Source organism: Streptomyces sp. BK022 (assembly GCF_004217355.1).
Classification (GTDB): Bacteria; Actinomycetota; Actinomycetes; order Streptomycetales; family Streptomycetaceae; genus Streptomyces; species Streptomyces griseoluteus.
On the sequence record NZ_SHKU01000003.1, the window covers coordinates 91851 to 111250 of the forward strand.

The window sequence follows — 19400 nt, forward strand, 5'->3', positions numbered from 1 at the left end:
CGCGTCCCCGTGCGTCTTCCGTCTCGGGGCGTTGTCAGTGGTGCGGTCTAGGGTTCTTGGAGTCCGAGGGTTCTCGGAGCCGGGGGACGGCCGCCGCGCGCGGAGCCCGCCGTACCGAGTCCGATCGCGGGGGAGCGAGCCATGAGCATGACCGATGCCGAGGTCACGGCGATCACGCTGACCGAGGCCGAGCTGGACCGCTGGGTCACGCACGCGCCGACCCGCGGGCTGCTCGCCGGTACCGGACTGCCCCCGGCCACCGGCCCGCTGACCTTCGCCCCGCTGCGCGCGCACGGGCTGCGCAGGCTCGCCGACGCGACCGACGGCCCGTGCCGGCTGGCGGACGAGCTGCGGGACCGGCTGGTCATCGGGGAGCTGCTCAGCCCGGCGGGCATGGAGCGCGAGTCGATACTCCTCGACGGCGCGACGGGTGAGGTGACGACCGCCTACCTCGTCGACCCCTCGCGCACCCGGCCCTTCGCGCCCTCCCTCACCACCATGCTGCGCTTCGCCGCCGTCACCGAGGAACTGGCGGGCCTGCGCGGCCGGTTCGCCTCCCTCGCCGGGCAGTACGGGCCGGGTGTCGCCGGTGAGGCGTCCCGTCGGCTGCTGGCGCTGTTCGAGGCGGGGACGGACGGCGCGGTCCCGCCGTACTGGAAGGCGGCGGCGCTGATCCGCCCGCTGTCCCTGGCCGTGGCGCCGGGGTCGGCGGGGCTCGCCCTGGAGATGCCGGGGCGGCTGCTGGACCAGGAGTTCGGGCACGGACGCGTGGCCCGCTTCGAGGAGACCGACTTCCCGCCCACGCTCACCCACGAGCCGACGCGGCGCTTCCTGCGCGAGACGGGGCTGCCGGAGGAGGTGGTCGACACGGAGCTGCTGCTGCCGACGCTCGCGGAGTTCTACGGGGACGAGTCCGAGCCCGACCACCTGATCCGCCTGGGCTCCCTCACCCCGGACACGACCCTCGTCCTCGACGGCCGGACCGGCGCGGTCCTCACCCACGCGGACTCCACCCTCCACCCCCTCAACACCGACGTCTCCACCCTGGCCTACACCCTCTGGCTCCTCCACCACGAACGCACCATCGACACCCACCTCTCCGGCGAGCTGACGACCCTGGCGTACGACCAGCTGGCGGCGGCGATGCTGGACACGCTGACGGTGCTGGACCCTACGGGGGTTTCGGACGGGGGGTCTTGGCACTACTGGACGGAGCTGCTGCGGGGCGAAGCGGGCGGGGTCCTCTGAGCGGCGCGTCCCGTCTCCCCCGAGCGGTGCCGCCCGTACACGGCAGGCGCGGCCGGACCTGAGCGAGGCCGGGAGTCAGGCTCCGGTGACGGTCCGTCCCGGCATCGGCTCCGCGAGCGCGGCTCGCCAGGCGGGCGCGCCGAACGGACCGGCGAAGTACTGCGTCTCGTGCACCACCTGCCGGTCGGCGAACTCCATGATGCTCACCGAGTGCGACGGCACACCGTCGTAGGTGATGAGGCACTCGCTCACCCACAGATCCCCGTGGCCGGTGATCCGCTGGACGGTGAAGTGCCGGTCGGCCGGGTGCCCGCCACGTTGCGCCGAGATCGTCGCCCGGCCCCGGAACCGCTCACCCGACTGCGGGTAGTCCAGGACCGCGTCCGTCGCGTAGATGGCGTGCTCGGCCTCGGTGTCCCCGCGTTCCGAGGCCCGCCAATGCTCCTCGATCGCGGCCCTGGTCAGGGAGTCAGCATCCATGGCACCGCCCTTCCGCAGCGGTGCCAGCCTAGGCACGGCGAGCCGCAGCCGGCTTGTGGCCCGGCGGACCCGGCCTGCCAGGTCATCCCTTCGGCCGGACCGGAGGGCCCCGGTCGTCGGCAACGAAGAAGGGCGGCGCCTCTCCTGGAGGCGCCGCCCCTGTCGGGCCGGTCGGAGGCCGTGGCGGGAATCGAACCCGCGTAACTCGCTTTGCAGGCGAGTCCCTGAGCCACTCGGGCACACGGCCGTGTGCTGTGGAATGAACGTAGGGCGGGGTGGGGGAGGGGGGCAAGGGTGGGCGAGGGGGTGCAATGTGACTGCCATGTGGTGTTCACAGGGGGATGGGGGCCTACGGCGAAGGTCGTAGAACGGGTGGGGCTTCCGACAGGGGTCAATCGCGGGTACGGGTCTTACCCTGGCCTCTATGGCCGCCCTTGACTCTTCCGACAGCGTCGTCTCCGCCATAGGTCGTCACGAGGACGGGGGCGGGGTGTTGGGGCGGGCGCATCGCGCGCTCAGTGTGGGGATCGTGTCCGTCGTGCTGCTGATCGCCTTCGAGGCGACCGCCATCGGGACCGTGATGCCGGTCGCGGCGCGGGAGCTGGACGGGGTCTCGCTGTACGCGTTCGCGTTCTCCGGTTACTTCACCACCAGCCTCACCGGGATGGTGCTCGCCGGGCAGTGGGCGGACCGGCGGGGGCCGCTCGCGGCGCTGGCCTGCGGGATCGGGGCGTTCGCGGGCGGGCTCGTGGTGTCCGGGACCGCGCAGGTGATGTGGGTGTTCATCCTGGGGCGGGCGGTGCAGGGGTTCGGCGGCGGGCTGGTGATCGTCGCCGTGTACGTGGTCGTCGGCCGGGCCTACCCCGAGCGGCTGCGGCCCGCGATCATGGCGGGATTCGCCGCCGCGTGGGTCGTGCCGTCCATCGTCGGACCGCTCGCCTCCGGCGCCGTCGCGGAGCACCTCGGCTGGCGGTGGGTGTTCCTCGGCATCCCGCTGCTCGTACTGCTTCCGCTGGGCCTGGCCCTTCCGCAGATCCGGCGCCGGGCGGGCGGGCCCGTGGACCACGACGCCGGTGTCCCCGCCTTCGACCGGCGCCGCATCCGGCTGGCGCTCACCGTCTCGCTGGGCGCCGGGCTCGTGCAGTACGCGGCGCAGGACCTACGGCCGCTCTCCCTGGTGCCCGGCATCCTCGGCGCCGCCCTGCTGGTGCCCGCGGTGCTGCGGCTGCTGCCGAGGGGGACCTACCGGGCGGCGCGCGGGCTGCCCTCCGTGGTGCTGCTGCGCGGGCTGTCGGCGGGGTCGTTCATCGCGGCGGAGTCCTTCGTACCGCTGATGCTCGTCACCCAGCGGGGGCTGTCGCCGACGCTCGCCGGGTTCTCGCTGGCCGCCGGCGGGCTGACGTGGGCGGCGGCGTCGTGGGTGCAGTCGCGGGACCGGATGGAGCCGTACCGGGAGCGGCTGATGACCTTCGGGATGGTGCTGGTCGCCGCCGCCGTCGCCACCGCACCCGCCGTGCTCATACCCGCCGTGCCGGTGTGGACCGTCGCCGTCGCGTGGGGGTTCGGCTGCTTCGGGATGGGCCTGGTGATCTCCTCCACCAGCGTCCTCCTGCTCAAGCTCTCCGCCCCTGCCGAGGCAGGCGCCAACTCCGCCGCCCTCCAGATCTCCGACGCCCTCTCCAACGTCGTCCTCCTCGCCGCGGCGGGCGCGGCCTTCGCCGCCCTGGGCTCCACCGGCACCACCGCCTTCGCCGCGGTCTTCCTGCCGATGGCGGCGGTCGCGCTGGTGGGGGCGTGGGTGACCACCCGACTGCGGACGCCGGGCTGAGCGCAGGCCCCCTCGCCCCCACTGTGACCTCAGTCCCACCCGTCCCGCCCGCCGCCCCGTCCGAGCACGGCGGAGCCGGCGGCGCCGGTAGGGTGGCCCGGTTGTCATACGTAGCCGAGTTGCCCTACGCCCCCACCCCCGGAGACCGTGACTACCACCGCCGCTTCCGCCTCGAACCATCTGTCCCCCGCCTTTCCCGGCCGGGCCCCCTGGGGCACCGCCAGCAAGCTGCGTGCCTGGCAGCAGGGGGCGATGGACAAGTACATCCAGGAGCAGCCGCGTGACTTCCTCGCCGTCGCCACCCCCGGCGCCGGCAAGACGACCTTCGCGCTGACGCTGGCCTCCTGGCTGCTGCACCACCACGTCGTGCAGCAGGTGACCGTCGTCGCGCCGACCGAGCACCTGAAGAAGCAGTGGGCGGAGGCCGCCGCGCGGATAGGGATCAAGCTCGACCCGGAGTACAGCGCGGGCCCGGTCGGCAAGGACTACCACGGGGTGGCGGTCACCTACGCCGGTGTCGGCGTCCGCCCGATGCTGCACCGCAACCGCTCCGAGCAGCGCAAGACGCTGGTGATCCTGGACGAGATCCACCACGCCGGTGACTCCAAGTCCTGGGGCGAGGCCTGCCTGGAGGCCTTCGAGCCCGCGACCCGGCGCCTGGCGCTGACCGGTACGCCGTTCCGCTCGGACACCAACCCGATCCCCTTCGTCACGTACGAGGAGGGCAACGACGGCATCCGGCGCTCCGCGGCCGACTACACCTACGGCTACGGCAACGCGCTCGCCGACCACGTCGTCCGGCCCGTCATCTTCCTCAGCTACAGCGGCCAGATGCGCTGGCGCACCAAGGCGGGCGACGAGATCGCCGCCCGGCTCGGCGAGCCGATGACCAAGGACGCGGTCAGCCAGGCGTGGCGCACCGCGCTCGACCCGCGCGGCGAGTGGATGCCGAGCGTGCTGCGCGCCGCCGACCAGCGGCTCACCGAGGTCCGCAAGGCCATCCCGGACGCCGGCGCCCTCGTCATCGCCTCCGACCAGGACTCCGCCCGCGCCTACGCCAAGCTGATCCGCGAGCTGACCGGCACCAAGGCCACCCTCGTCCTCTCCGACGACACGGGCGCCTCCAAGCGCATCGACGACTTCAGCGCGAGCAACGACCGCTGGATGGTCGCGGTCCGCATGGTGTCCGAGGGCGTCGACGTGCCCCGGCTCGCCGTCGGCGTGTACGCCACCACCATCTCCACCCCGCTGTTCTTCGCCCAGGCCGTCGGCCGTTTCGTGCGGTCCCGGCGGCGCGGCGAGACCGCGTCCGTGTTCCTGCCGACCGTCCCCGACCTGCTGACCTTCGCCAATGAGATGGAGAAGGAGCGGGACCACGCCCTCGACAAGCCGAAGAAGCAGGGCGAGGAGGACCCGTACGCCGAGTCCGAGAAGGAGATGGACGAGGCGAACAAGCAGCAGGACGAGGACACCGGCGAGCAGGAGCAGTTCTCCTTCGAGGCGCTGGAGTCCGAGGCCGTCTTCGACCGCGTCCTCTACGACGGCGCCGAGTTCGGCATGCAGGCCCACCCCGGCAGCGAGGAGGAGCAGGACTACCTCGGCATCCCCGGACTGCTGGAGCCCGAGCAGGTGCAGTTGCTGCTGCAGAAGCGGCAGGCCCGGCAGATCGCGCACAGCAAGAAGCGGCCGGACACCGAGGCCGACCTGCTGGAGCTGCCCGCCGAGCGGCGCCCCGTGGTCAGCCACAAGGAGATGATGGAGCTGCGCAAGCAGCTCAACACCATGGTCAGCGCCTACGTCCACCAGAGCGGCAAGCCGCACGGCGTGATCCACACCGAGCTGCGCCGGGTCTGCGGCGGCCCGGCGAGCGCGGAGGCGACCGCCGGCCAGCTCAAGCAGCGCATCGCCAAGATGGGGGAGTGGGCGACCCGGATGCGCTGAAACGCGCGCCGGGCGTATGCGGACGAACACTGGCAGGCCGGAATCGGCCCTGACCGGATTCTGGACCGAGTCTTCCGCTGAGCGGACCGGCTCGCTACTGTCCCGCTACGCACACGCCCCGTGGCAGCGCCGCCGCGGAGCGCAGCCGTGAAGCGACGGGCCCGTCAGCCGCCGGGCCGTCCTGCCGATCGGCGGCCTCTGATACGCGTCGCCGACGGGGCTCGGTGACGCGCGCCGCTCGGAGGGCGCCGACCTCACCGCAGAAGGAGGGGGCGTCGTGACCGCGGAGACCTCCCAGACGCTCGACCGGGGACTGCGCGTCCTCAAGCTGCTCGCCGACACGGACCACGGCCTGACCGTCACCGAGCTGTCCGGCAAGCTCGGGGTGAACCGGACGGTGGTGTACCGGTTGCTGGCCACGCTGGAGCAGCACGCGCTCGTCCGCCGCGACCTCGGCGGCCGCGCCCGCGTCGGGCTGGGGGTCCTGCGGCTCGGCCGCCAGGTGCATCCGCTGGTACGGGAGGCGGCGCTGCCCGCGCTGCGCTCGCTGGCCGAGGACATCGGCGCCACGGCCCATCTGACCCTGGTCGACGGTACGGAGGCGCTCGCCGTCGCCGTGGTCGAGCCGACCTGGACGGACTACCACGTCGCCTACCGCGCGGGCTTCCGCCACCCCCTGGAACGGGGCGCCGCCGGCAAGGCCATCCTCGCCGCCCGCCACTCCCCGGCCCCCGACCCCGGCTACACCCTGACCCACGGCGAACTCGAGGCCGGCGCGAGCGGTGCCGCGGCCCCCCTCCTGGGCGTCACCGGCGTCGAGGGCAGCGTGGGAGTCGTCATGCTGACCGACGCGGTCCCGGAGCGGGTGGGCCGCCGCGTGATGGAAGCGGCGCGCGAGGTCGCGGACGCGCTCAGGTAGGAGGCACCGGCCAGGCTCGGAGCGGCGGCCGCGCGTTAGATTTACCCCGTGCTCTCACGTCTCTCGCGTTCCCGGATCATCGCCCTGTGCTCTCTGCCTGTCGTGGGGCTGGTGGCCGTCGCGGTGTTCGCGCCGTTGCCGTTCGCGGTGGCTCAGCCGGGGATGACGGCGAACGTGCTGGGGAAGAACGACGGGACGCCCGTGATCACGGTGACGGGGGCGCAGACCCGGAAGACGTCGGGCGAGCTGCGGATGACGACCATCGAGGCGACCTCACCGGGTACGCGGGTCTCGCTCGGGCAGGTGGTCGACAACTGGTTCCGCAGCGACCGTGCGGTGATGCCGTACGACGCGGTGTACCCGACCGGGGACACGATCAAGGAGATCGAGAAGCACAACACGGCCCAGATGCGGCAGTCGCAGGACGCGGCGACCACCGCGGCCCTGGACCACCTGGGCAAGGACCCCGACGACGTGAAGGTCACCCTGCGCCTCGCCGACGTGGGCGGCCCCAGCGCGGGCCTGCTGTTCAGCCTGGGCATCATCGACAAGCTGGACGGCGACGGCGGCGGCGGCGACCTCACCGGCGGCCGCACCATCGCCGGTACCGGCACGATCGACGCGGACGGCAAGGTCGGCGCGGTCGGCGGGGTGGCCCTGAAGACGCAGGCCGCCCGGCGCGACGGCGCCACCGTCTTCCTGGTGCCGAAGGCCGAGTGCGCCGACGCCCACACCGACCTCCCCAAGGGCCTGCGCCTGATCCCGGTCACCGACCTCGACGGTGCCGTGGACTCCCTGGTCGCCCTGGAGAAGGGCACCGGCAAGATCCCCAGCTGCTAGTCCCCCTCGGCGAACTCCCCGGCCGCCTGCTCCACCAGCGGGATGATCCGCAGCGGTACCGGGTTCTCCATCACGATCGCCGTGGAGGCCCGCACGATGCCGTCGAAGCCGACCACCCGGTCGATGACCCGCTGCAGATCGGCGTTGGAGCGGGCCACCAGCCGGCACAGCATGTCCCCGGTACCGGTCGTGGTGAGCAGCTCCAGCACCTCCGGCACCCCGTCCAGGTACGCCCGTACGTCCGCGCCCTGCCCCTGCCGGATCTGGAGCGTGGCGAACGCGGTCACCGGATAGCCGAGCGCGGAGGGGTCCACCTGCGGCCCGAACCCCCGGATCACCCCGCGCGAGCGCAGCCGGTCAAGCCGCGCCTGGGCGGTGCCGCGTGCCACCCCCAGCCGCCGGGACATCTCCAGCACCCCGATCCGCGGCTCCTCGGCCAGCAGCACGATGATCTGCCCGTCCAGATGATCGATCGCCACGACGTCCTCCCCGGATGGTCATCCTGTACAGAAAGCCCGCCGGTACCGCCGCAAGGCTGAACAGAGTGACCAGCGAATACGCGAACTATTGCGCACCTTGCAGAGCGGGGCCACCCTTCGAGCATGACGCAGACCACTCAGCACACTCCCGACACCGCCCGGCAGGCCGACCCCTTCCCGGTCAAGGGAATGGACGCGGTCGTCTTCGCCGTGGGCAACGCCAAGCAGGCCGCGCACTACTACTCCAGCGCCTTCGGCATGCGCCTGGTCGCCTACTCCGGCCCGGAGAACGGCAGCCGCGAGACCGCGAGTTACGTCCTGGAGAACGGCGCCGCCCGGTTCGTGTTCACCTCGGTGATCCGCCCCGCCACCCCCTGGGGCGAGTTCCTCGACCGGCACGTCGGCGAGCACGGCGACGGCGTGGTGGACCTCGCCATCGAGGTCCCGGACGCCCGCGCCGCGTTCGCCTACGCCGTCGAGCACGGCGCCCGCCCCCTCACCGAGCCGCACGAGGTGAAGGACGAGCACGGCACCGTCGTCCTGGCCGCCATCGCCACCTACGGCGAGACCCGGCACACCCTGGTCGAGCGCTCCGGCTACGACGGCCCCTACCTCCCCGGTTTCGTCGCCGCCGACCCGATCGTCGAGCCGCCCGCCCGCCGCACCTTCCAGGCCATCGACCACTGCGTGGGCAACGTCGAACTCGGCCGGATGGACGAGTGGGTGGCGTTCTACAACAACGTCCTCGGCTTCACGAACATGAAGGAGTTCGTGGGCGACGACATCGCCACCGAGTACAGCGCGCTGATGTCGAAGGTCGTCGCGGACGGCACCCTGAAGGTGAAGTTCCCGCTCAACGAGCCGGCCGTCGCCAAGAAGAAGTCCCAGATCGACGAGTACCTGGAGTTCTACGGCGGCCCCGGCGTCCAGCACATCGCGCTGGCCACCAACGACATCGTGCAGACGGTACGCACGATGCGCGCGGCCGGCGTCCAGTTCCTCGACACCCCGGACTCCTACTACGACACCCTCGGCGAGTGGGTCGGCGACACCCGTGTGCCGATCGAGACGCTGCGCGAGATGAAGATCCTCGCCGACCGCGACGAGGACGGCTATCTGCTGCAGATCTTCACCAAGCCGGTCCAGGACCGGCCGACGGTGTTCTTCGAACTCATCGAGCGCCACGGTTCGATGGGCTTCGGCAAGGGCAACTTCAAGGCCCTCTTCGAGGCCATCGAGCGGGAGCAGGAGAAGCGGGGCAACCTGTAGTCCCGCTCGGGACAGACCGAGTCGGGGGCGCGAGGAGCGGTCGCGCCCCCGACTCACAGCACGTCGGCGGGCAGCGGCCCCGCGGTCACCTCGCCCATGTCGCGCAGCGCGGCCCGCGCCTCGGGCGCCCACAGCGGCGAGAAGGCCGGGTTCACCAGCAGCGCGTCCTCCAGCTGCCGCCGGGCGGAGCCGTACCGCTCCAGCTCGTACTCGATCATGCCCCGGTGGAAGTCGTGCAGCGCGCTGCGCACCCCGCCGCCCTTGGTCTTGTCCGTGGCGATGGTGGCGAACTTCAGCGCCTCCGGGTCCTCGCCCGCCCGGTGCAGCGCCCAGCCCAGCGCGTCGGCCACCTCGATGCCGGGCTGCCGCTGGTACTCCGCGCGCAGCCGGGCCACCGCCTCCTGCGGGTCTCCGTGGTCCGCCTCCAGCCGGCCGAGCAGCAGCTCCTCGTCGACGCCGTCGGAGGCCGACTTCTCCGCCCGCTTCCGCGCCAGCTCGTACTGCGCCTCGGCGTCCTGGGTGCGGTTCAGCGACTCGTACAACTCGGCCAGCTCCAGCGTGACGTCCGCGTCCGGCCGCCTCGCCAGGGCCTCGCCGTACGCGGTGAGCGCGTCGGCGGTGCGGCCCTGGGCGGCGAGGACGCGGGCCTTGCCGACGCCCGCCGTCGCCTCGGCCGGGTCCAGGCGGAGGGCCTCGGTGAACTGGGCCAGAGCCTCGGGGAGTTCGCCGCGCTCCCAGGCCAACTGACCCACCCCGGCGCGGTAGGCCGCCTGCTCGGCGGGCGTACCGGCGGCCGCCGCCGCGTCCGTGAGCTGGGCCAGCGCGTCCTCGCGCCAGCCCCGGTCCCGGTACACGGCCGACGCCCGCGCCATCACGGCCGGGCGGTCCGCAGGGGCGGTGCGCAGCGCCATCAGCTTGTCCAGGGTGGCCCGGGCGGCGGTGTAGTCACCGAGCCCGTTGTACGCGTCGATCAGCGGGGGATACGCCGACCAGCGCTTCGGGGTCAGCTTCAGCGCCTGCTCCCCGTACCGCTTGGCCGCCGCGAAGTCCCGGCGGGCGTTGGCCAGCGCGGTCATCCCGGCCAGCGCCTCCGTGTTCGTCGTGGCGCGCGCCCTCAGCGAGGTGCCGAGCGCCCGCTCGGCACGCGGGAGGTCGGCCGCGTCGGCGGTGCGGTTCGCCCGGGCCACGTAGGCCGCGCCGAGCACCGCCCATGCGCGGGCGTCGGCGGGGCGGGCCCGTACCCCGCTCTCCTGCCGGGTGATCAGCTCCGTCAGGTCGGGCAGCGCCGCCGGGACGCCGGTGGTGACCGCCGTCAGCGCGCGCGCCTGCGGTCCGGGCGCGGGTGCCGGGGGCCGGTGCGGGGCCCGCTGCGGCGCCTCGCGCGGCAGCAGCGTCAGGGCCACGCCCGCCGCGGCCCCGGCCGCCGCCACGGTGAGCAGCGTGCGGCGCAGCCACCGCCGGGGGCCGCGCGGCGGGGGCTCGGCCACCAGGGACGTACCGGGCCGCGCGTCGCCGTACTGTCTCTTCGCCATGCCGTTCACTGTGCGTCAATATGACGAGCACATCCGGGTGGCCCAAGGGCGGCGCGTACGGGGTTCACACCGATGGCCCCGAGTGCCACGCTGTGATCATGAGCCGTATCGAAGCACCCCGTGACGGCGACACCGCGCCCGCCGAGACCCTCATCGAAGCGCTGCTGGCGGGGCTGCCCGCCGGGGCCGTGCTCACCGATCCCGACGTCACCGCCTCCTACGCGCACGACATGGCGAGCTTCTGCCCGGCCGGGGCCCCCGCCGCCGTGGTCCTGCCACGCACCGTCGAACAGGTCCAGCACGTGCTGCGCACCGCGACCGCGCTGCGCGTGCCGGTCGTCCCGCAGGGCGCCCGCACCGGGCTGTCCGGCGCTGCCAACGCCTCCGAGGGCTGCATCGTGCTGTCCCTCACCAAGATGGACCGCATCCTGGAGATCAGCCCCGTCGACCGGATCGCCGTCGTCGAACCGGGCGTGGTCAACGCCGTGCTCTCCCGCGCGGTGGAGGAGCACGGCCTGTACTACCCGCCGGACCCGTCGAGCTGGGAGACCTGCACCATCGGCGGCAACATCGGCACCGCCTCCGGCGGCCTGTGCTGCGTCAAGTACGGGGTGACGGCCGAGTACGTCCTCGGACTGGACGTCGTCCTCGCCGACGGCCGGCTGATGTCCACCGGCCGCCGCACGGCGAAGGGCGTCGCCGGGTACGACCTGACCCGGCTCTTCGTCGGCTCCGAGGGCTCGCTCGGCATCGTGGTCCGCGCCGTGCTCGGGCTCCGGCCCAAGCCGCCCCGGCAACTGGTGCTGGCCGCCGAGTTCGCCACCGCCGCCGAGGCGTGCGACGCGGTGTGCTCGATCATGGCCGGCGGGCACGTGCCCTCGCTGCTGGAGATGATGGACCGCACCACCGTCAAGGCCGTCAACGACTTCGCCCGGATGGGTCTGCCGGAGTCCACCGAGGCGCTGCTGCTGGCCGCCTTCGACACCCCGGAGCCGGCCGCCGACCTGGCCGCCGTCGGCGCCCTGTGCGAGGCGGCCGGGGCCACCGGGGTGGTCGTCGCCGACGACGCCGCCGAGTCCGAACTCCTGCTCCAGGCGCGGCGGATGTCGCTCGTCGCGCTGGAGGCGGTCAAGGGCACCACGATGATCGACGACGTATGCGTGCCCCGCTCCAGGCTCGGCGCGATGCTGGAGGGCGTGGAGCGGATCGCCGCCAAGTACGACCTGACCATCGGCCTGTGCGCGCACGCCGGGGACGGCAACACCCACCCCACGGTCTGCTTCGACGCCCTTGACGAGGACGAGTCCCGCCGCGCCCGCGAGTCCTTCGACGAGATCATGGCCCTCGGCCTCGAACTCGGCGGCACCATCACCGGCGAGCACGGGGTGGGCGTGCTGAAGAAGGAGTGGCTGGCGCGCGAACTCGGGCCGGTGGGGCTGGAGATGCAGCGGGCCGTGAAGGGCGTCTTCGACCCGCTCGGCATCCTCAACCCCGGCAAGCTCTTCTGAGTCGGGTTCTCGCGAGCCCCGTAACCGTGAGCCCCGGTCACCTGGGCCGGGGCGCCTCACCGGGCCAGCAACTGGTCGAGCGCGTCGTCGATGCCGAGCTGCGCCGCCTCGGCGCCCGGCGGCACCGCCCGCAGCGTCCGCTCCAGCCAGGCGGACACCTGCGGGGTGGGCGCCTCCAGCAGGGCGTCACCGTCGGGCGAGCTGAGCGCCATCAGCACCACGCTGCGGCCGTTCACCTTCGTCGGCCACACCCGCACGTCCCCGTGCCCGCACGGCCGGAACACCCCCTCCACGAGCAGCTCGCGGGCGAACGTCCAGTGCACCGGGCAGTCGGAGTTGACGTGGAAGGTGACGTGGACGGCGTAGGGGTCGTCCGACCGGTACGCGAGCCGGGCCGGTACCGGGATGCTCCGCTCCGGCGAGAGGATGAGCCTCAGCTCCAGTTCGCGCTCCACCACCGTGTGCTCCATGATCTGTCTCCTTCACCTGACCGGGGGCCGCTCGGACGGGCCCGTGCCAGGAGAGAGGGGGCAGGGGCGCGGTCATTACGCGGGTTCCCGGAAATTTTTCTCCCACGGTGGCCGGGAGGCCCCCGGGATCGCCCGGAAGTGGTCGGCTCCGGGCGGAGAGGGGTAAGGGGCGCCCCGGGTCTGATAGATGTGGAGGCTCCCTTCCACCCCCGAGCAGATACGGGACGACGGACATGAGCGCCCCTACGCCGGCCCACGGTGACGACAGGCCCCGCGAGGGCTACTACCCGGACCCGTCCATCCCCGGCTACGTCCGCTACTGGAACGGCACCGCCTGGGTGCCCGGCACCAGCCGCCCCGCCCCCGCGGACGGCGAACCGCTCACCGCCCCGTCAACCTCCGGCCCCGACACGCCCCCTGTGGAGGAGACGGGCCCGCATTTCTTCGAGGAGGGCGGCTCCGCCGGTGGTTCGGCGGTCCAGGGGGAGGCGCCGCCGGACACGTTCCTGTTCCGGCGGCCGACGCCGGGTCCCGCGGCGGGAGGCCCGCGGGACGACGGGACGATGACGTTCCGCCGGGTGCGGGCGGAAGACGCCGCGGCGGGGCAGGGGCCCGAGGTCCGGGGAGCGGTGGGGGACTCCGGGGGCGACCAGTGGCCCGGGGCCGCGAGGGCGGGTGCGGGCGGCGCCCAGGCACCCGGTACGGCCGGGCGGTTCGGGGCCGCCTCCACCGGGGCCCCGGGTGCCGGGAGTCCGGGCCCGGCCGGAGGTGCGGGTCCCGTCTCGGGGGCCGGGGCCGCCACGCCTCAAGGGCCCGTGGGTCACGGCGCCTTCCCGGCCGGTGGGCCCGCCCGGGCGGCTGCGGGTCCCGCCCAGGCCGCCGTGGCTCCGCCGGTCCCGTCGCAGGGCCTGCCGGGCGCGGCCGACCCCCGCCGGTCAGGACCGCCGCCGCAGGCGGGCGCCCCGCAGGGTTCCGCCTCACTCGCCCCCGTACTCCCGCCCCAGGCACAGGCCGGCGGCCCTCTCGCCCCCGGCCCCGGCGGCGGACAGGCGTCCTGGGCGCAGCAGGTGCACCAGCTGGCCGGGGCGGGCGAGGAGCAGCCCGTGGCGCCGTGGAAGCCGCCGGTGGAGGACCCGTTCCTCGCGGCGGCCCGGCGCCAGGCGGAGGCCCGCCCGGCCGGACTCGGCAAGCGCTTCGCCGCCCGCCTGATCGACAACCTCTTCATCGGCGCCGTCACGGCCGCCGCGGCCGTACCCCTGGGCGTCCGCGCCGTCGACCACACGCAGAGCAAGATCGAGGCGGCCCGGCTGTCCGGCCGTACCGTCACGGTCTGGCTGCTCGACGGCACCACCGGCGTCTCGCTCGCCCTCGTCCTCGGCGTCCTGCTGGTCTTCGGGGTGGTGTACGAGGTGCTGCCGACCGCCCGCTGGGGCCGCACCCTGGGCAAGCGGCTGTGCGGCATCCAGGTACGGGACATCGAGGGGCACCAGCCCCCGTCCTTCGGGGCCGCGCTGCGCCGCTGGCTGGTCTACAGCCTGCCCGGCGTCCTCGTCATCGGTGTGATCGGTGTGCTGTGGGGGCTGTTCGACCGTCCGTGGCGCCAGTGCTGGCACGACAAGGCGGCGCACACCTTCGTGGCCGAATAGGGTCCCCCGTACGGCCGCCCGCCGGGTGCGGCGGCCCCGCGTTCGCGGTCGACTCGGTGCCATGAGCAGTGAACCGCCCCCCGGGTCCGGACCGCAGCCCCCCGACGACGACCCGCTGAGGAAGCGGCCCCCGTCCGGTCCGGGGCAGGGGTCGGGTTCGCCGTACGACCGCCCGTACGGCGCCCAGCAGCCCCCACCGCCCGGCGGTGAGCCACCGCCCCAGGGCGGCGGCCCCCACGGGCCGGGTGACCCCTACGGGTCGGGCGGCCCCTACGGGTCGGGCGGCCCCTACGGGGCGGGTGGCCCCTACGGGGGCGGTCCGCAGGGCCCCGGCGGTCCCTACGGGGGAGGCGGCCCCTACGGAGACGGCCCGTACGGGGGCGGCCCCGGAGGTCCCGGCCGCCCCGGCGACCCCCTCGCCGGCATGCCCCCGCTCGCGGACAGCGGCAAGCGCACGGTCGCCCGCATCATCGACATGATCATCGTCGGTATCGCCGTCTGGCTGCTGACCTGGGCCTTCGGGGTGCACCAGTACGACGTGAACGGCGACCGGATGGAGGTCGGCAAGTCGCTCGGCCAGTCCATCATCGCGGCCGTGCTGTACGTCGCCTACGACACCATCCTGATCGCCCGCACCGGACAGACGCTCGGCATGCGCTGGTTCAAGATGCGGGTGGCCAACCTGCACGACGGCGCCACCCCCTCCCGGCAGTCCTCGCTGATCCGGGCGCTGGTGCTGTGGCTGCCGTTCGCCTTCTGCTGCGCCTGCGTCTGGACCGCGATCTGCGGCGGCTGGAGCTACTTCGACCGCCCCTACAAGCAGGGTCTGCACGACAAGGCGGCGAAGACGGTGGTGGTCGCCACCACCTGACCGGGCGGGGACGCGGCGCGCCGGAGCGGCGGGCGGGGAGGACTTCCCCGCCCGCCGCTCCGGCGTGTGATCTGCGTGCGGTCCGCGTGTGCGGCCGCGGTCAGGACGCCGCGCGGCCGCGTACCGACTCCGCCGAGGCGCCGACCGGGCGGCGGCGCTCGGACAGCCGGGCGGGCTCGGCGGGCGCCGGCCCGGTGGCGGCGGCGGAGCGGGCCGGGCGTGGCCGGGGCAGCGGCACCGTCATGGCGACCAGCAGCCCGAGCGCGAGCGCGGCCAGCGCGATGACGGCGACACCGATGCCCGAACCGGTCTGGGACAGGGCCAGCATGGCGACGGTGGAGAGGATCACGGTGCAGGAACCGTAGACGAGCTGTGCGACGGTCGGACGAGGCATGGCAATCGTGTCCTCGGAAGACGGGGGCAGGGGGAGTGCGGGGCGCCGTTTCGGCTCTCTTCGCGTGCATGCCCGAGTCCTGTGCCAGGTAAGCCCCGCCTCACCCCAGGGGGCGGTGCACAGGGGGCGCACGGAGTCATGACCCACGCCAACTGGGTCGATGCACGCGCCCGTTCTGCCGTAGCACGTGTTCGTAAAGCGGACACCAACTCCGCATAGTGCACTTGTCCTGCTCAAGTCAAGGTCTGTCTTTTCTGGCGAACCTCTAGTCAAATTACGGCACTTGACTACACGCGTTGATCGTGCGCGCACGGAATCTTCCAAGGTCCGGAACCCTCCTGCCGTGCGCGCGGCGCGGGGGAGGATCTCAAGTGACCAGCAGACCCTGGACGTTCAGAGCCGCGGCGATAGGCGTGGCCCTCGCGGCGTCATCCGCCACCTTCGCCACGTTCGCCGTGGCCGAGGCCGGCACGATGGCCCGCCCGGCCGCCGAGAACCGGCACGACCCGGCCCCGGCCGGACAGCGGGAGCACGACCTCGACGGCCCGCTGAGCAAGACCCAGGAGGCTCAGCGCCAGGAGGCCCTGAACCAGCTCATCGCCGGCAAGGCCACGGCGCAGGAGCGCAACGGCTCCAAGGTCGTCCAGCTCAAGAGCAAGAAGGGCGACAGCAAGTACGTCGAGCTGAGCCGGGAGAAGACCGACAAGATCTTCACCATCCTGGTGGAGTTCGGGGACCAGACGGACCCCAAGTTCGGCGGCACCCCCGGCCCGCTGCACAACAAGATCGCCGCGCCGGACCGCACGAAGGACAACTCCACTGCCTGGCAGGCGGATTACAACCAGCAGCACTACCAGGACCTCTACTTCGGCACCGGTGCCAAGACCGAGTCGCTGAAGAAGTACTACGAGAAGCAGTCCTCGGGCCGCTACTCGGTCGAGGGCGAGGTCTCGGACTGGGTCAAGGTCCCCTACAACGAGGCCCGTTACGGCAACAACGCCTGCGGCCAGACCAACTGCACCAGCGTGTGGAACGTGGTCAGCGACGGTCTGAAGTCCTGGGTCGCCGGCCAGAAGGCGGCCGGCAAGTCGGACGCCGCCATCAAGGCCGACCTGGCCCAGTACGACCAGTGGGACCGCTACGACTACGACGGCGACGGCAACTTCAACGAGCCGGACGGCTACGTCGACCACTTCCAGATCGTGCACGCCGGTGAGGACGAGTCCGCCGGCGGCGGCGCCGAGGGCGAGAACGCCATCTGGGCGCACCGCTGGTACGCGTTCGGCACCGACGCGGGCGCGACCGGCCCGGCCGGCAACAAGCTCGGCGGCGCCCCGGTCGGCGACACCGGCGTCTGGGTCGGCGACTACACCATCCAGCCGGAGAACGGCGGACTCGGCGTCTTCGCCCACGAGTACGGCCACGACCTCGGTCTGCCGGACGAGTACGACACCGCCGGCGGCGACAACTCCACCGGTTTCTGGACCCTGATGTCCTCCGGTTCCTGGCTCGGCACCGGCAAGGACTCCATCGGTGACCTGCCCGGCGACATGAACGCGTGGGACAAGCTCCAGCTCGGCTGGCTGACCTACGACACCGCCAAGGCGGGCGTCTCCTCCTGGCACAAGCTCGGTCTCGCGGAGTACAACACCAAGTACCGCCAGGCCCTGCTGGTCACGCTGCCGGACAAGGCGGTCAAGACCGAGATCGTCACCCCGGCCCAGGGCGCGACCCAGTGGTGGAGCGGCAGCGGTGACAACCTCAAGAACACGCTGACCCGTTCGGTCGACCTGACCGGCAAGTCCAAGGCCACCCTGGGCCTGGACGGCTGGTACGACATCGAGGCCGGTTACGACTACCTCTACGCCGAGGTCTCCACGGACGGCGCCAACTGGACCGCCCTGGACGGCACGGTGGACGGCCAGCCGATCCCGCGCGACGGCTCCGACAAGCCCGCGCTGACCGGCACGGTCGACGGCTACAAGAAGCTGTCGTACTCGCTGGACGCCTACGCGGGCCAGAAGATCCAGCTCCGCTTCCGCTACCAGACCGACGGCGGCGTGGCGCTCAAGGGCTTCGCGGCCGACGAGATCACGGTCACCGCTGACGGCACCCCGCTGTTCTCCGACAACGCCGAGTCGGCCGACGCCGCTTGGGCCGCGACCGGGTTCTCCCGCATCGGCGCCTCCTTCACCAAGGAGTACGCGCAGTACTACCTCGCGGAGAACCGCCAGTACGTGTCGTACGACAAGACGCTGAAGGTCGGCCCGTACAACTTCGGCTTCGCCGGCACCGAGCGGCCCGACTGGGTGGAGCACTACCCGTACCAGGACGGCCTGTTGATCTGGAAGTGGGACACCTCCCAGGCGGACAACAACACCAACGCGGACGCGCACCCCGGTACCGGTCTGATCCTGCCGGTCGACGCCCACCCGAAGGCGCTGAAGTGGTCCGACGGCACGCTGCTGCGCAACCGGATGCAGGCGTACGACTCGCCGTTCTCGCTGGACCCGACGGACGGGATCACGCTGCACAAGGCGGGCCAGGTGACGAAGATCAAGGCGCAGAACGGGGTGTCGGTCTTCGACGACCGCACCCACACGTACTGGGACCCGTCGAACCCCACCGGTGGCGTGAAGGTCACTGACACCAACACCAAGATCAAGATCAAGAAGCAGGCGGACGACGGCTCCACGATCGAGCTGGAAGTCGGCCCCGCGGCGAAGTAAGCGACATCTTCGCAGGTCAGAGACGTATCGGCGGTGACCCCCTAGCGGGTCGCCGCCGATCGTGTTTAGGTGCGTCCTGTGGACCGCTTATTGACACCTGACTGAACGGGGATGTGACCGCATGGCCGCAGGAGGATTCTGCAAGCTGCCCGGTGGGACGGTCGTGGTGGCGGTGAACCTGCCGCACGGCGCCGCCGGCGTCCGGGTCCTGGTCCACGCGGGCAATCGCGCGAAGGCTCTGACCCGGCTGCGAAACCTCGGCCTGTGGTCCGTCTTCCTGCGCGGCAACACCGCCCCGCCCACCCCCGACGAGGTGACCGCGGTCCTCCACCACCCCGACGGCCTCATATGGCGCACGGCCCCGACCGAGGGCACGGGCCTGTGGCGCCCGATCAGGGCGCTGCGATCCTCTGCGGTTCAGCCGTAGCCCCTCGGGTGCGGGCCAGTCATGGCTGGTCGCGCAGTTCCCCGCGCCCCTTAGGTGGGTCAGCTGTGCCGGAGCCTTCCAGGTGGACGCCGGTTCACGCACGTGACTCCGTCCAGGCTCGCCGACCCAGGGGCGCGGGGAACTGCGCGGCCAGCTACAGCCGGGCCCGCGCGGTCGTACTACGCGTTGACCACCGGCTTGCCGGTCAGGTGGACGCCTGCCTCGCGGAGGGACTCCAGGGCGCGGGCCGTGGTCTCCTGGGCCACCCCGGCCGTCAGGTCCAGCAGCACGTGCGTGCGGAAACCCTCCGCGGCCGCGTCCAGGGCGGTGGCCCGTACGCAGTGGTCCGTGGCGATGCCGACCACGTCGACCTCTTCGACGCCCCGCCCGCGCAGCCAGTCCGCCAGAGTGGCCCCGTTCTCGTCCGTGCCCTCGAAGCCGCTGTACGCGGCGGAGTACGCGCCCTTGTCGAAGACCGCGTCGACCGCGCCGGAGGCGACCGCCGGGGCGAAGTTGGGGTGGAAGCCCACCCCCTCCGTGCCCGCGACGCAGTGCGCGGGCCAGGAGTGGACGTAGTCCGGGTTGTCCGCGAAGTGACCGCCCGGCGCGATGTGGTGATCACGGGTGGCCACCACGTGCCGGTACCCGGACCCGGCCGCCTGGCCGATCAGCTCGGTGATCGCGGCGGCCACGTCCGCGCCGCCCGCCACCGCGAGACTGCCCCCCTCGCAGAAGTCGTTCTGCACGTCAACGACGATCAAGGCGCGGCGCATGGTGGTGTCCTTCGAGTGGGGTCCAAGGAATCGAGCCTAGAGACTT

General features: G+C 72.7%; 17 protein-coding genes and 1 tRNA gene. 11 read left to right on the plus strand and 7 right to left on the minus strand.

Annotated elements, in window-relative coordinates; genetic code table 11:
* The first annotated feature begins 141 nt into the window (after nucleotides 1-141).
* Nucleotides 142-1248 (plus strand): SUKH-4 family immunity protein, encoded by a 1107-nt coding sequence (locus EV284_RS11910; protein ID WP_130333147.1) that lies wholly within the window; start codon nucleotides 142-144, stop codon nucleotides 1246-1248.
* 75 nt (nucleotides 1249-1323) lie between these two features.
* Here EV284_RS11910 and EV284_RS11915 read toward each other — a convergent pair whose 3' ends face one another.
* Both EV284_RS11915 and EV284_RS11920 read right to left on the minus strand, forming a co-directional pair.
* Nucleotides 1324-1728 carry a nuclear transport factor 2 family protein gene (locus EV284_RS11915; RefSeq protein WP_130333149.1) on the minus strand — a complete coding sequence of 135 codons (405 nt, stop codon included), beginning with the start codon at nucleotides 1726-1728 and terminating at the stop codon, nucleotides 1324-1326.
* Between the two features lie 175 nt (nucleotides 1729-1903).
* Nucleotides 1904-1975: transfer RNA gene (locus EV284_RS11920), tRNA-Cys, on the minus strand.
* 177 nt (nucleotides 1976-2152) lie between these two features.
* Between EV284_RS11920 and EV284_RS11925 the strand changes: the two genes are divergently transcribed.
* The 4 genes from EV284_RS11925 (at nucleotide 2153) to EV284_RS11940 (ending at nucleotide 7256) form a co-directional block, all read left to right on the plus strand.
* On the plus strand, nucleotides 2153-3556 hold the full coding sequence (locus tag EV284_RS11925; RefSeq protein ID WP_130333151.1) for an MFS transporter: 1404 nt from the start codon (nucleotides 2153-2155) through the stop codon (nucleotides 3554-3556).
* 147 nt (nucleotides 3557-3703) lie between these two features.
* Nucleotides 3704-5497, plus strand: coding sequence for a DEAD/DEAH box helicase (locus tag EV284_RS11930; protein WP_130333153.1), 1794 nt, complete (start codon nucleotides 3704-3706; stop codon nucleotides 5495-5497).
* Between the two features lie 277 nt (nucleotides 5498-5774).
* On the plus strand, nucleotides 5775-6416 hold the full coding sequence (locus tag EV284_RS11935; protein ID WP_130333155.1) for a helix-turn-helix domain-containing protein: 642 nt from the start codon (nucleotides 5775-5777) through the stop codon (nucleotides 6414-6416).
* A gap of 48 nt (nucleotides 6417-6464) precedes the next feature.
* On the plus strand, nucleotides 6465-7256 hold the full coding sequence (locus EV284_RS11940; protein WP_130333157.1) for a S16 family serine protease: 792 nt from the start codon (nucleotides 6465-6467) through the stop codon (nucleotides 7254-7256).
* Here the strand turns inward: EV284_RS11940 and EV284_RS11945 are convergent.
* Nucleotides 7253-7735 (minus strand): Lrp/AsnC family transcriptional regulator, encoded by a 483-nt coding sequence (locus EV284_RS11945; RefSeq protein WP_130333159.1) that lies wholly within the window; start codon nucleotides 7733-7735, stop codon nucleotides 7253-7255. The two genes, EV284_RS11940 and EV284_RS11945, sit on opposite strands and share 4 nt — an antisense overlap.
* 123 nt (nucleotides 7736-7858) lie before the next feature.
* Between EV284_RS11945 and hppD the strand changes: the two genes are divergently transcribed.
* Nucleotides 7859-9004, plus strand: coding sequence for a 4-hydroxyphenylpyruvate dioxygenase (hppD, locus tag EV284_RS11950; RefSeq protein WP_130333161.1), 1146 nt, complete (start codon nucleotides 7859-7861; stop codon nucleotides 9002-9004).
* Nucleotides 9005-9057: 53 nt separating this feature from the next.
* On the opposite strand, the gene EV284_RS11955 is transcribed toward hppD, so the two are convergent.
* A complete protein-coding gene (locus tag EV284_RS11955) occupies nucleotides 9058-10536 on the minus strand; it encodes a tetratricopeptide repeat protein (RefSeq protein WP_130333163.1) in 1479 nt (492 codons plus the stop codon).
* A 92-nt stretch (nucleotides 10537-10628) separates the two neighbouring features.
* Between EV284_RS11955 and EV284_RS11960 the strand changes: the two genes are divergently transcribed.
* Nucleotides 10629-12044, plus strand: coding sequence for an FAD-linked oxidase C-terminal domain-containing protein (locus EV284_RS11960; RefSeq protein WP_130334649.1), 1416 nt, complete (start codon nucleotides 10629-10631; stop codon nucleotides 12042-12044).
* Between the two features lie 56 nt (nucleotides 12045-12100).
* Here the strand turns inward: EV284_RS11960 and EV284_RS11965 are convergent, their stop codons facing one another.
* Nucleotides 12101-12514, minus strand: coding sequence for an SsgA family sporulation/cell division regulator (locus EV284_RS11965; RefSeq protein WP_130333165.1), 414 nt, complete (start codon nucleotides 12512-12514; stop codon nucleotides 12101-12103).
* A 233-nt stretch (nucleotides 12515-12747) separates the two neighbouring features.
* On the opposite strand from EV284_RS11965, the gene EV284_RS11970 reads away from it, so the two are divergent.
* Nucleotides 12748-14160, plus strand: coding sequence for an RDD family protein (locus EV284_RS11970; RefSeq protein WP_130333167.1), 1413 nt, complete (start codon nucleotides 12748-12750; stop codon nucleotides 14158-14160).
* 61 nt (nucleotides 14161-14221) lie between these two features.
* The gene (locus EV284_RS11975) at nucleotides 14222-15031 is read left to right on the plus strand and encodes an RDD family protein (RefSeq protein WP_130333169.1); all 810 of its coding nucleotides are present in this window, start codon (nucleotides 14222-14224) and stop codon (nucleotides 15029-15031) included.
* A gap of 100 nt (nucleotides 15032-15131) precedes the next feature.
* On the opposite strand, the gene EV284_RS11980 is transcribed toward EV284_RS11975, so the two are convergent.
* Nucleotides 15132-15425 carry a hypothetical protein gene (locus EV284_RS11980; protein ID WP_130333171.1) on the minus strand — a complete coding sequence of 98 codons (294 nt, stop codon included), beginning with the start codon at nucleotides 15423-15425 and terminating at the stop codon, nucleotides 15132-15134.
* 371 nt (nucleotides 15426-15796) lie between these two features.
* On the opposite strand from EV284_RS11980, the gene EV284_RS11985 reads away from it, so the two are divergent.
* The gene (locus tag EV284_RS11985) at nucleotides 15797-18154 is read left to right on the plus strand and encodes an immune inhibitor A domain-containing protein (protein WP_130333173.1); all 2358 of its coding nucleotides are present in this window, start codon (nucleotides 15797-15799) and stop codon (nucleotides 18152-18154) included.
* Between the two features lie 121 nt (nucleotides 18155-18275).
* On the plus strand, nucleotides 18276-18581 hold the full coding sequence (locus tag EV284_RS11990; RefSeq protein ID WP_130333175.1) for a hypothetical protein: 306 nt from the start codon (nucleotides 18276-18278) through the stop codon (nucleotides 18579-18581).
* Nucleotides 18582-18760: 179 nt separating this feature from the next.
* Here the strand turns inward: EV284_RS11990 and EV284_RS11995 are convergent, their stop codons facing one another.
* The gene (locus tag EV284_RS11995; protein WP_130333177.1) at nucleotides 18761-19354 is read right to left on the minus strand and encodes an isochorismatase family protein; all 594 of its coding nucleotides are present in this window, start codon (nucleotides 19352-19354) and stop codon (nucleotides 18761-18763) included.
* Between the last annotated feature and the right edge of the window lie 46 nt (nucleotides 19355-19400).